8 protein-coding genes are annotated in these 13,257 nt (G+C 61.6%); 4 read left to right on the top strand and 4 right to left on the bottom strand.

Annotation, left to right across the window (positions count from 1 at the left end; all coding sequences use genetic code 11):
- Together BCAL_RS07755 and BCAL_RS07750 are read left to right on the top strand one after the other, a co-directional pair.
- On the top strand, window positions 1-867 hold the full coding sequence (locus tag BCAL_RS07755) for a carbohydrate ABC transporter permease (RefSeq protein ID WP_052119282.1): 867 nt from the start codon (window positions 1-3) through the stop codon (window positions 865-867).
- Between the two features lie 78 nt (window positions 868-945).
- Window positions 946-3,057, top strand: coding sequence for an alpha-galactosidase (locus BCAL_RS07750; RefSeq protein WP_238549666.1), 2,112 nt, complete (start codon window positions 946-948; stop codon window positions 3,055-3,057).
- Window positions 3,058-3,177: 120 nt separating this feature from the next.
- On the opposite strand, the gene BCAL_RS07745 is transcribed toward BCAL_RS07750, so the two are convergent.
- The 3 genes from BCAL_RS07745 to BCAL_RS07735 all read right to left on the bottom strand — a co-directional run bounded on the left by BCAL_RS07745 (window position 3,178) and on the right by BCAL_RS07735 (window position 8,104).
- Window positions 3,178-5,271 carry a DUF2339 domain-containing protein gene (locus BCAL_RS07745; protein WP_043260062.1) on the bottom strand — a complete coding sequence of 698 codons (2,094 nt, stop codon included), beginning with the start codon at window positions 5,269-5,271 and terminating at the stop codon, window positions 3,178-3,180.
- A gap of 120 nt (window positions 5,272-5,391) precedes the next feature.
- A complete protein-coding gene (locus tag BCAL_RS13500; protein WP_052119281.1) occupies window positions 5,392-6,693 on the bottom strand; it encodes a hypothetical protein in 1,302 nt (433 codons plus the stop codon).
- Between the two features lie 52 nt (window positions 6,694-6,745).
- Complete coding sequence (locus tag BCAL_RS07735; protein ID WP_043167254.1) at window positions 6,746-8,104, bottom strand: DUF2142 domain-containing protein; 1,359 nt, start codon at window positions 8,102-8,104, stop codon at window positions 6,746-6,748.
- Window positions 8,105-8,304: 200 nt separating this feature from the next.
- On the opposite strand from BCAL_RS07735, the gene BCAL_RS12265 reads away from it, so the two are divergent.
- Together BCAL_RS12265 and phoA are read left to right on the top strand one after the other, a co-directional pair.
- Window positions 8,305-9,921: a hypothetical protein gene (locus BCAL_RS12265; RefSeq protein ID WP_052119280.1), complete on the top strand. Its 1,617-nt coding sequence runs from the start codon at window positions 8,305-8,307 to the stop codon at window positions 9,919-9,921.
- A 232-nt stretch (window positions 9,922-10,153) separates the two neighbouring features.
- Entirely contained in the window at window positions 10,154-12,538 is a 2,385-nt protein-coding gene (gene phoA, locus BCAL_RS07725; RefSeq protein WP_081887363.1) for an alkaline phosphatase, read from the top strand.
- Window positions 12,539-12,703: 165 nt separating this feature from the next.
- On the opposite strand, the gene BCAL_RS13405 is transcribed toward phoA, so the two are convergent.
- The coding region (locus tag BCAL_RS13405) for a hypothetical protein (RefSeq protein WP_043260060.1) at window positions 12,704-13,257 on the bottom strand (554 nt) is incomplete at its 5' end.

Here is a 13,257-nt window from a genome sequence, read left to right as displayed (position 1 = left end):
ATGACATCGGCATCCTTCGCATCGAGCACCGGCAGCAAGCCGAAGACCGGCAAACCGCTCGGACGTGCACTGATATACCTGTTTCTGGCCATCATGGTCGTGGCGCAGCTGCTGCCATTCTGGCTGGCCATCTGTGCGGCCAGCAAACCGGCCAGCGACATGTCCAGCACGTTGGTTCCCCGCCTGCACGACATCCAGTGGAGCAATTTCACGCAGGCCATCGAGGAGGGTGGCATCCTGCGTGCCGTCGGCAACAGCGCCATCGTGACCCTATGCAGCACGGCACTCGTCTGCCTGCTCGGAGCCACCGCCGCCTATCCGCTTGCGCGCCGCAACACCAAGGGCAACAAACTCGTCGCCGGCGGCATCCTCTCACTGATGATGATCCCACCCTTGAGCATTCTGGTACCCCTGTACAGTCTGCTTGTCGACATCAACGGAGTGAACACCCGATGGGGAGTGGTGCTGGTGACGGTCGCCGGCAACCTGCCTTTGGCGATCTTCCTATACACGGCGTTCATCAAGGCGATTCCCCGTTCCATTGACGAGGCCGGCATGATCGACGGAGCAAACAGGTTCGTCATCTTCTTCAAGCTCATACTCCCCCTGCTCAAGCCCGTGACCGCAACCGTGGTCATCATGACCAGCGTCGGCGTGTGGAACGAATACGCATTGTCGAACTACTTGCTCAGCGATCCCGACAAGCAGCTGATCGCACCGCGAGTCGCCTCGTTCTTCGCCATGCAATCCAGCAACCTCGGTGTCGGCGCCGCCGCCGCGCTCATCGCCGCCCTGCCGATCGTCATCGTCTACCTGTTCCTGCAGAAGTACTTCATCGCAGGCATGGTGGCCGGCGTCGAAAAATAGCAGGAGCACGAATCCGAACGGACAAGGACTATCATGCTATTCCCTGAATCAATCAACTCGAACCAGTCTGCAACACGAATGGCGTTCACGGATGCCCATGTTGGAGACCCGCTGCCTGCGGTGATCGCCGTCTTCCCCGCTGCCGATACGGACGGGATCGACCCGATTGCGCCTAATCCCAAATCCGCGTCCAAGCAGGTCGCCGAGCCTTCGCTGCGCCTGTCAAGTCTGCTGAATGAGCCATCGCATGGATCCTGTGCACGTCCAGCTCTGCGGGGATACCGCATCATGTCGCAGACTGCGGATGTCACCGATGGAGTGGACTGGTCCACCCGCTTCACGTTGATCGATGATCCTGCCGTCGAAAACGGCGTCCTCGTCTTTACGGCGGAAGACCGGTCCGCCGGACTGCAGTTGCAGACCACCGTTGAACCTTTGATTGGTGGATCGCTACGAATCCGTCACCGGCTGACGAACATCTGCCCCGGCACCTATGTGATCGAGGGACTGGAGGTTCGCATACCGTTATCGGACAACCAGACCGAATTCATGGACTTCACCGGCCGTCACGAAAACGAACGACAACCCCAGCGCCATACCGTTGCGGACGGCACCTGGACGAAGGAGGGCCGCCGCGGCAAACCGTCCTATGAGGGATGCGCACTCATCGCCGGAACGCCGGGATTCGGATTCGGATCGGGCTCGGTGATTTCAGTACAGCCCGCATGGAGCGGCAACAGCGTGCTGGCCGTGGACCGCACCTGTGAGGACGGGACGGCCATCTACGCCGGAGAGCAGCTGCTGCCCGGTGAGATCATGCTCGGCCAAGGCGATTCATATGAGACGCCTTGGGTCGTCGTCTCCACTTCCGACCAAGGACTGGACGGCATCGCGCAGAGCCTGCATACATGGCAACGAGGGCTGGCCTCTCATCCCGACATGCAGCCGGTCACCCTTAACGTCTGGGAAGCCGTGTATATGGACCATGATTTCGACACACTGGCGGAAATCGCTCGACGAGCAGCGGCCATCGGCGTGGAACGATATGTGCTGGACGATGGCTGGTTCCATCTACGGAGAGACGACCACGCAGGTCTCGGCGACTGGTGGGTCGATCCGACGGTATGGCCCAACGGCCTGCGTCCGCTGACGGAACTCGTGCATGGTCTCGGCATGCAGTTCGGACTGTGGTTCGAGCCTGAGATGATCAATCAGGATTCCGACCTATACCGTGCCCACCCGGACTGGGTGATGCAGGCCTCGGATCGGCTTCCTCTCCCGTTCCGCAACCAGTACGTACTTGATCTGACCAACCCGCATGCCTATGCGCATGTTCTCGAGGCAATAAGTACGGTGTTGACGGCCAATCCGGTCGATTATGTCAAATGGGACCATAATCGCGACCTCAACGAAGCGGGATCCAACACACGCGGCGGCGCTGCCGCCGTACACCGACAGACGCAGGCCTATTATCGGCTGCTCGACGAACTGCGAGAACGATTCCCCTCCATCCAATGGGAGTCCTGCGCGTCAGGCGGAGGAAGAATCGACCTCGGCGTCATCGAACACGTATCCCGCGTATGGACCTCAGACATGACCGACGCTTTGAGCCGCCAGCGCATCCAGCGCTGGACCGTGCAGAATATCGCGCCAGAGTATATGGGCGCCCACGTATCGGCACCCACCTCCCATCAAAGCGGACGAACGTACTCGCTGCCGTTCCGCGCCGCGACCGCAGTGTTCTACGGATTCGGCATCGAGTGGAACATCATGCAGGCATCCGAGGGTGATCTCTCCCAGCTGGCCGCTTGGATTGCATGGTTCAAGGCCAATCGGACGCTGCTGCACAATGGAATCGTGAGGAGACTGGATATCCCCGATCCTTCGGTATACGCATACGGAGTAAGCGAACGTGATGGCCGACGGGCGGTCATCGCACACGTCCAGGTCGATGAATCCTCCTCCAACCGCGGTGTCTGGCTACGCGTTCCGGGACTGGAACCGTCCGCCGAGTACCGTCTGCGCTGGTCCGGCCCCCGTCCGGTGGATGGTGCGGCCTTGGAGGAGTTCAATCCGAACGGACCCATCGGAGATTCCACCATCACCGGCAGGACTCTGGAGCGAATCGGCTTCTGGATGCCACGATGCCGGCCGGAGACCATGCGCATCATCGAGATCGTGCAAGTGTGATCGGCAAGGCCTCGAGATGGGATGATTCGATGAGCTTTCCCCATGTTCCGCTGGCGCTCATGGCCACTTCCGATTGCTCGAATGAATGTGCCGAAAATAGGGACGGCGTCATCTCCAGCGTCACCGCTTCGGGTGATGACGGCGTCCCTTCCGCACCTTCCGCGGCTTGGGATGTCCGGCGCGCTCGCGAGGTTGCGCCGGCGGAACGGGCCAGTCGATCGTCACGGGCTGGCACCAGATCGGGGATTCCGCAAGCCGCACGGTGAGGCGGGCCGTGTATCCGCGCCAGATCAGTTTCGTGGTCTGTGCGATGCTCTGCAGCAGGAACAGGCAGGCGGCCACTTCAAGGATCTGCACCAGCGGGGTGATACCCACCGTGTACAGCTTGCTGTGCAGGTGCATGAGCTCGTCGCTGGTCGGGTAGGTGATCCACGCGGTGGCCAGAATCAGCGCGCAGGCGCAGGTGCCGAAGGAAAGGAACAATCCCCATAACGCCATGCCTCGGCGATTCCAATCACGGCTGGTGCGTCGTAGAGGCCATGCCAGAGCGAGCAGCAGGGCAAGACCTAGAGCGACGATGCCCGCGTTCACCAATACCGGCGCATACCGCTGATAATCGTGGATGATCCCCCTCGCACGGGCCACATACGGGCGCTGCGCCTTGACCATCGGGTCCTTGGTCGAGGTCGGCACCTTCTCACCGATGGTTTTCGCCACGGTCTCGCATCGTTTGGCGAGTTTGTGTCGTGTTACGGAGGCGTCATCACCGGGGTTCGTCGAACACACGTACTTCACCGGGTCGTTGATGTTGTAGCCGTACCAGTACAGCACGCTGTTCGCCGACGTCTGGAACGAGGGGTTGAGGCTCCATATCTGATCCCAAGTGAGCGGTCCGAGGGAGGCAGACGGTGTGAAGCCTTCGGTCTGCTGCGGCAGATGGGCCGCGTCGATCTCCTGATTGACCTTGTGGAAGAACTTCTGCGTCTCCTTCTGGTTGCGGAAGAGGCGCAGCGAGGCGATGTCCCAGTGCACGGACCATACGCCCATGTCCTTGGTGGCGGTGCCATCCCATGATCCGGAGCCGAGGAAACCCTCCGCCCCCATGTACCACATGAGTGCGGGCTCGGACTGCAAGGTTGGCGAGATCTGGTAGACCCGTTCGATCACGGACCACGGGGCCCACTGCTTGATGGTGCGATCCTTGCTGCGGATGTTGTACAGACGCTGGAAGAAGCCGGCGATCTCGCCTTCGGTGCGTGAGGAGGCGATGGAGACGCCATAGTTGTCCATGTTGACCTGACGGTACGCCTTGTCTCCCTGATCGAAGACATACAGCGGTGTCACGGCGATGGCAACAGCCGCCACCATAGCGACGAGTCGCACGACGATATGTCTGCCGTCCCGATGGAACGCCGTACACAGTATGCCAATGGCGGATGCGAGCAGCGCCGCACCTGCCATCGGCGCAAGCCAGACGCTCGATTCCTTGATGAACCAGAAGAACGCCCACACGCCTCCAAGGGCCAGTGCCAGAACGATCTGCAGACCCCAGCGGCCCATCCACTGGCACAGACGCCACGACAGCACCCACCACCTACGGTCATACGGTGCGCGGGCGCGCGGCAGGAAGCCCGCGACGAACGCCATCGTCAATCCGGCCAGCAGCATCACGATCGGCGGAAGCAGCGATTCGCGGTAAATCCTGATGCCTGAGACGTCCTCGACGCCGGTCGGGGAGAACAGCAGGAACACGAATGCGAGGTGCCAGAACCAGACGGGCGGCCGCCATCCGCGGACGCCGCGTTCGTCGGCCTTTCGACTGGGTATGGCGGTCAGGCGACGCCATAGTCGCCACAGCCCGAACGTGGCAAGGAACGCTCCGATGACGTACAGTGCGGTGAACGCGGTACGGTAGGGGATTCCCTGCTCTCGAGCGGCGTTGAGGAAGTAGGGGAAGGACATGGTCTTCGCCAATGCGAACGCCTTGTCCCAAGCGGAAACCGGGTGGAAGTGCCTGTCAAGCTGCGCATACTGGATGAGCAGCCAGTCGTCGAACAGGCCACGGGTCGATCGGTATCCGTCCAACGGCAGATGCTGGCCGAAGTCCCATCGGACAAGCACGGCCTTCCATGACAGCCACGTGCATACGACGGCTTGGAGGAGCCACCATGCCCATTTCAGCAGGGTGGCCCTCAGCCTCGAAATGTCATCCAACCGCACAAGCGTCTCCCGTGAGTACCTCTATGACACCATCTATCGGGAATTCACGGTGAAGCGAAACCCATTGGAAGATGGATTATATGCGGCGGATGACGACATCCGCGACGCGTGGAGTCACTCGTCGTCCTCTTCGTCCACCCGATACTGGGCGATGTTCGCGATGGCGGAGAGCGGATGGCCAATCTCTCCGGTGTTGGGCTCGATGGTCTCGAAGCTCGTGTCCCACGTCCACGGCTGTCCCTTCGCATCCACGCCGGGGATGTCCGAAGTCCCGCGGAACACGAAGTCGGCACCCTGCACGTGCCCGCCATGCGTGGCATACGGTCCGGCCTGGTCGACCTTCTGACCGTACTTGGAGATGATCGCGTCCAGACCGAAGTAGTCGTTGCGGTCGTTCCACTCGCCCATGGTGCCGTAGGAGGAGGCGTCCCTGCCCACCTTGATGCGGACGCCGTGTATGCCGGCATCGATGGAATCACCGTTCCTCGCCACGCTGCCCTCGGTCGAGAAGATGAACGGGCTGGCCAGACGGGTCCTGGTGCGTACGACCTCCAGATCGTTGACGTACACCCTGATGGTGTTGTCTCGGTACCAGGACAGGCGCACCTTCACGTCCTCGCGCAGCGGTGCCGCATCCAGATACAGGTATTCCTTGCCCTCGGGTCCCGGCACATCGGAGTGTGACATCACGTTCTCCACCAGAAACGCCGTGTTGGAGGCGAGACGCGGAGACACCAGATGGATGTCCTTCTCGTACTGGATACCGAATGAGACCACGGCGCCCCTGTTGTCCGAAATGTCGATCTTCGTGTGGTATCCAGTTCCCGTACCGTCGAGACGCATGTACCCCTCGATGGAGGCGTACGATCCGTCCTTGTCCATCGTCACCGGCTGCTGCGCCTGCCCCTTGGCCACGGCGTACCAGCCGATGCCCTCATCATGCCAGCCGCGGCTCACGAGCATGTCGCTCTCATCGGAGCTGGTGGTGTAGTTATGCGCTCCGGCGATCGCATTGGGATTGTACTGGCGGTAGAGTGGCACTCGCTCGCTGTCATCGGAATACCAGCCGATGCCTTCATAGTTCCAGCCCTGCCTGACGAGGTGATCGCGCTCCTTGGCCCCCACGGTGTAGTGGTGGTCTCCGGCGTTGGGATTGTATAGACGATAGACGGGCGTATCGGAATGCTTCGGAGCCACCCAGCCGATGCCCTCGTCGCGCCAGTGCTGGTCCAGCAGATAGTCGCGCTCATCGGCATTGGCCGTGTAGAAGTGCTCTCCCGAATTACGGTTGTACAGACGATACATGGGCGTCGTGCCCGAATCACCCTCATCTGCCACCGCTGTGGACTGCGCCACCAGACCGAACGACACCGAGGCGGCACCCGCCACGATCAGCGCGCACATCCGCCTCATCATATGAAACATGCCGTTTCCCAAAACTCTGATTCCTCTCTGCATAACGGGCGATCTATCCCTTCATGCCCGTTCCCGTCGACAGTGTAGCCGTCGGCACTGAACTCACTGCCGTCGAGCACAGCAGCAGAGGCAGGAGCGGCAACAGATAACGCCCTTGGAACCCTTCGATCTCGCCGGTGAGCGGAAGCTTCGGCATGTTCATCCACGTCGCCATCAACGACAGATAGATCAGCATCGTCGCCAGCAGCGCCGCCGCTACCGCCACGATCGAGTAGCGGTATGCGCTCAGCCAGCCGAGCATCGAATCGGGCCGCTCGATCTTCGACGTGCACGCCATGACCAGAACCCACCCCAAGGCCATGGCTGCGACCGCCACGGAGGACGAGGCCGGCACGTCGCCGAGCGTCTGCGGCAGCTGGAGGACATTCCATAGGATGATCTTGAGCACGCGAACCGGGTAATGAATCATGAACCCGATGTTGTCGGCCACGTTCACGCGCGCCAGCATGCCGCCGAACCGATTGTGCCATAACACATATGGCACCACACCCAGCAACACGGACAGGCCTACGACCAGTCCCTTGCGCTTCCATGAGACCACCGCGGACGGCAGGACAAGAACCAGCAATGCCTCCAGAACGTATACGACCTTGCAGAAGAACAACAGCACGATAAGCGCTATCAGCGCTGTCAGCTCCCACCATCGTGCGGAGGATTTCTTATCCGCAAGATGCAGCAGCATGCCCACAAAGCAAGCGCTCACGCCGATATACGTGGCGTCGGCCATAAGACTGGAGGAGATGAACGCCACCTGCGGGAGTGCGCCCACGAGCACGACGAGGAACTTGGCCCGAGGTGTCAGCGCGATCGCCAGAGAGAACAGGATGAGAAACATGATGAGATTGGTCTGACGTGCCATTTGCCAGCACTCGTACGGCGAATGACCGCCGTGCATTCCCAAAGCCAATCCGAGACCCTGTGGCAGGTATGCGATGGGGAAATACTGGTTGGATCGGTTGCGTACATGAACGTTGGGGATCGTCACCATCCTCGGCGTTTCCCTGTCCGCCCCCTGCTGCAGACCTATGTGCTTGTCCCTGGTGAAGGGCTTGTCCAACACCGAGGAGACCAGAATGTTACGGAAGGCCTCATTCTCCAGGAAACGCGAATCACCGGTGAGATGCTGGACCTTCACCGTGTTGCCATGTTCATCGGTCTTCGTCGTCGTGGGATTGAACGCCTGACCTGTCGCCACCGCATACGACGTAGTGGCATGCAGATCGGGATCGGGCATGCTCAACGGCCCCACAGCCTCCATGTAGTAGGCGCCCTGCAGCGAAGCGATCACGAGGAACACCAGCAATGGCGCCAGATTCCGCTCCAGAAACCGCTCGACTTGCTGCCGCCACATTGTTAAACCCCCACAGTCGGCTATATGGACACCACCATCATAGTGACGGGACGATGATCGGACTGCCAAAGGCCTGACCACGCACGGCTTCACCAAAGGTTGCCAAGATTGGCAAGTCCGAAGCGGTGTACGAGTAAGTTGGTGCTCATCGGATGGGCGTCGGACCCATCCACAGCGGAACGAAAGGAGTTCCAGAAGAGATGAGGAAACTGGCAAGAATCGCGGCGCTGCTCGTCGCCGCCGGCACATTGTTCGCCGGAGCGCCCGCCGCCAACGCCGCCGACAACGGCACCGTGGCCGAACCCGCGCCGCAGACGCTGTCCGAAAGCCGCGAGTCGACGTACGCCGCCGACAAGGAGAAGGCCGTCACCATCACGGACGTCAAGGTCGAGGACGTCGGCGCGCACTCCGCCGGACTGAAGGTCAGCTACAGCATCGACCCGGAGTACAAGGACCAGATCAAGTCGATCTGCCCGGTCGCCTACGTGAACGAGATCAGCACGATGACCTATCATCCGGGCACGCCCGACCCGTCCGCCTGGGGAGTCGCCTGGGATTCCTCATGCAAGGGCGTCTCCGACGAGGATCTGACGCAGGAGGACTATGAGAAGTTCTTCGGCGAACACACCGGTCGCAGGGATTTCGGCACTAACGACTACGTCGACTACACGTATCGCGAATGGGTCCGCTACTACCCGGACGCATGGGACACCGAAACCCGTCCCGCCACCGGCACGTTCGACATGACGCTGGTCGGATTGCAGCCCAACCACTTCTACGGCAACCGCAACCAGACCACTTCGGACTACGAGGGATACACCTCGCTCTACGACCTCTCCACCATCTGGGGCATCGAACTGCGCAAACTGGGCAAGTTCAACCAGCCGGTCAACGTCGACGTCCACACGCTCTCGGTGGGCGCGCACATCGAATTCAACGACGGCACCACGAACATGGCAGGCAACTACGCCTACGCCGCCCCCGGATTCACCACCGGTTCCGAGCCCACGGCCCCGAGCGAGGAGACCGTGCTCGGCTCCGACAGGAACGGCGTCACCGCCCAGGACGGCAACGCCAAGCAGGGATCCGTCTACCGCCTGTACGTCAGGAACCTGAGCGCCGAGTGCAAGGCCAAGCTCGACGCCACCGACAACACCGACCCGTGCATCTGGTACGGCTACATCTACTCCACACCCACCGCGCTGACTGACCCGAGTGGCGCCCCCTACCTCGAGGTCCAGAAGGACTCCAAGGCTACCGACCCCGCCAAGCAGTACTACGTGGACGCGTATATCCCCAAGACCGTGGCCGACGGCAAGCACACGATCGCGCTCACCGACGGCGAAGGCCAGCTGCAGGGCTGGACCGACGTCACCGTGGACAAGGATGGCACTGCCGAGACCGCCAAGGAGGTCACCGTATATCGCCTGTTCAACCCGAACGAGACACGCGCCGGCTCCCACCACTACACGTCCAGTCTCGCCGAGGTCAGGCATCTGACGGCTCTCGGCTGGAAGGATGAGGGGCAGTCGTTCGTCACGGTGGACAAGGGCAAGCCCGTCTATCGTGCGTACAACCCGAACGATGGCTCGCACTTCTACACCCTGAGCAAGGTCGAGTTCGATCACGCGATCAAGGCCGGATGGCATGACGAGGGAATCGGCTTCTACGTGTCCGAGGATGCGAAGGTGCCGCTGTATCGCGTCTACAACCCGAACTCGGGTGAGCACTTCTACACCGTGAGGAAGGCCGAGGTCGATTTCGACGTCGCGCACGGCTGGAAGAGCGAGGACATCGCCTGGAACGTCCTTCGATGATGGCTAGCGGATGATAGACCAGTGATGATTCGATAGCGATTACGTAAATCTCGCGAGAACGTCTCCTCTGAGGATTCAGAGGAGACGTTCTTTCATATGATTCTCATTCTCACTACGTACTCCCAGAATTCACCCAAATATCCCCAAGGTGCCCCATAGGTGTCGTTCAGGCGACGGATACGATTCCTAACGTGAGCCTCGTACTGAAATCAGAGGTACGAAAGGACCAATCATGGGGAAGCACAATGGTCTGAAGGCGGCAGTGGCCGCCTTCGCCGCGGTGGCCACGCTCGCGGGTGTCGCGGGCACGGCGACTGCCGCGGAAGGTAAGGACGTCGCGGCTCTGTCCGTCCACGGCGGTGCGCAGCGCATCGCCGCCGTCGGCTCGAAGAACGCTAAGAACGTGATCCTGTTCATCGGCGACGGCATGGGTGATTCCGAGATCACCGTCGCCCGCAACTACCTGCACGGCCTCAACGGCAAGTTCGAGGGCATCGACCGCCTCGGCCAGCCCACGCAGGGTGTCGAGACCGGTGTCGGCCAGTACACCACCTTCTCGCTGGGCAACAGCTCCAACGACGGCCTGCTGGCCAAGAAGTCCGACGGTACGCTCGCCGGCTCCAAGACCGCGGGCGTCCTGACCCCGGTCACCGACTCCTCCGCGTCCGGCTCCGGCTGGGCCACCGGCACCAAGACCTACAACAACGCCGTCGACATCGACGTCAAGGGCAACCCGCAGCTCAACCTCATCGAGCTCGCCAAGGCTGCCGGCAAGGCCACGGGCAACGTGACCACCGCCGAGATCCAGGACGCCACCCCGGCCGTCCTCGAATCCCACTCCTCCGAGCGCGCCTGCTACGGCCCGCAGGGCAAGTGGGACGGCAAGACCGACACCAACAAGGACGGCAAGATCGACGCCTCCGACGGTGCCGCCGAAGCCGCCAAGCGTTGCCTCGCCGACCAGCTCAAGGCCAACGGCGGCATCGGCTCCATCTCCGAGCAGCTGCTCGACACCCGCGCCGACGTGACCATCGGCGGTGGCGCCAAGTACTTCAACCAGTTCGGCCTCGACGGCAAGACCCTGTGGGATCAGGCCGCGGCCCGTGGCTTCCAGACCGTCAAGTCCGGTGACGTGAACGGCTTCAAGAACCTCTCCTCCGCCGACCAGACCAAGCCGGTCCTCGCCCTGCTCGGCGACGGCAACCTGCCGACCGAGTTCAACCCGTCCGTCGCCACCAAGCAGGACCCGAAGAAGGACGAGAACCCGACCGTCTGCTCCGTCAACCCGAATTGGCTCGGCAATCAGGGCGCGTCCCTCGCCGACTTCACCAGCAAGTCGATCGACCTGCTGCAGAAGAACCCGAACGGCCAGAAGAACGGCTACTTCCTGCAGGTCGAGGGTGCCTCGATCGACAAGCAGGACCACAACGCCAACGCCTGCGGCCAGATCGGTGAGACCGACGACCTCGACAAGGCCATCTCCGCGGCCCTCGCCAAGGTTGACCTGAGCAACACGCTCGTCATCGTCACCGCCGACCACGCCCACACCTCCCAGATCGTCGAGTCCCAGCCGATCTACGCCCTCAGCACCGTGCTCAAGAACCGTGACGGTTCCAAGACCGTCATCTCCTACGGCACCTCCGAGGACGACCTCTACGGCAATGGCAAGGACACCTCCAACGACGTCGAAGGCAAGGCCGATCCGAGCGACGCTCAGGGCAACATGAGCCACACCGGCACCCAGCTGCGCATCGCCGCCTCCGGCCCGAACGCCTCCCGCGTCGACGGCCTGACCGACCAGACCGACAACTTCTACACCATCGGCAACGCGCTCGGCCTCGCCACCAGCACCGACGCCCAGAAGAAGCTGTCCGACGGCGCCCAAGTGAGCGTCGAGGGCAAGGACGGCGCCTACACCGCCAAGGCCACCGGCTTCAACGGTGACGCGGTTCTCGCCTACCAGCTGACCGATGCCTCCGGCAAGGTCGTCGACCAGTCCGCCTCCAGCACCCCGCTCTCCGGCGTGCGCGTCCAGACCGCCGGCACCACCGAGATCGCGCTGAAGAACGCGAAGGAAGGCTACAAGCTCACCGTCACCGGCCGCCAGTCCGGCAAGACCGTGACCGTGACCCTCGGCGAGGGCGGCGAGACGCCTACCCCGGGTCAGCCGGAGCAGCCGGACGTGCCGGAAGGCCGCGCTGCCGTCTACCGTGCGTTCAACCCGAACGAGACCCGCGGCGGCTCCCACCTGTACACCACCAGCTACGCCGAGTACTCCGCTCTGGTCCGCGCCGGTTGGAAGGGTGAAGGCGAGCAGTTCCAGACCACCAGCGACACCAAGGCCAAGCCCGTCTACCGTCTGTACAACAAGAACGACGGCTCTCACCACTACACCTTGAGCGAGAAGGAAAAGAACAACCTCGTCAAGGCCGGATGGAAGTACGAGACCATCGCCTGGTACGTGACCGACGATGCTCCTGACAGCGTCTTCCGCATCTACAACCCGAACTCCGGCGAGCACGTTCTCACCCTGTCCGAAACCGAGGTCAACTCCGCGGTCAAGGCCGGATGGAACAACGAAGGCGTCTCCTTCAAGGCCTACGCCGTCAAGAAGTGACCCCACTCGACTAACGACGAGTTAGGTTAACGGAGAGAGGCTGTCGCCGGAGCAAATCCGGTGACAGCCTCTTTTGTCGTTGAAAGTCTGACGATACGTTATCGTTGTCAGGTGAGAAGAGCTGGCCTGCAAAGCAGGTCTGAGGGGTAGTCACTGAGGGGGCAATTACTGAATCGGAGCGAACCACACTTTGCCGTTGGCGTCACAGGTCTGGAAATACTCACCCTTCTGGGATTCCTCCATCGGCTGCCCATTGACATACGTCGCCGGACGCCACTGCCCGAGCGTATGGGCCTGGCCGTTGATCGTTACGCTATCCTTGCCCCATGTTGATGATCCACCATGATCATTGTGGATCTCATAGTAGGTGGACCCCTTTTGCGTGTGCAGCGCATGCACCTGATTACGTCCTGCACCGTCGATGGCCGCTTGGCATTCGGCTGCCGTGTAACAGTCGCCAGCAAACGTGTAATCGGTCGTGTCGTTTCCGCTCTGATAAGTATGGCTGTCAGTCGTTGATGAAGCTCTACGTGAGGACGATGGCGTCTTGGCTGTCTTCCTCTGCTCTTGCTGAGCCGCATCAAGAGCGGCTTGCGCATCATGGGCTGCAATCGCATCGGATACCGCCGCCGTAGCGGTCACCACATGCGCAGCCATCTGCCGAAGCGCATCCATATCGTATGCATCCACCGATTGTGCGGAGCGAATGGCGTCGGCGA

Origin of the sequence: Bifidobacterium callitrichos DSM 23973 (genome assembly GCF_000741175.1) — a bacterium.
GTDB classification, from domain to species: Bacteria; Actinomycetota; Actinomycetes; order Actinomycetales; family Bifidobacteriaceae; genus Bifidobacterium; species Bifidobacterium callitrichos.
The sequence above is the reverse complement of the archived record's forward strand: the minus strand, read 5'-3'. Positions and strand labels throughout refer to the sequence as shown.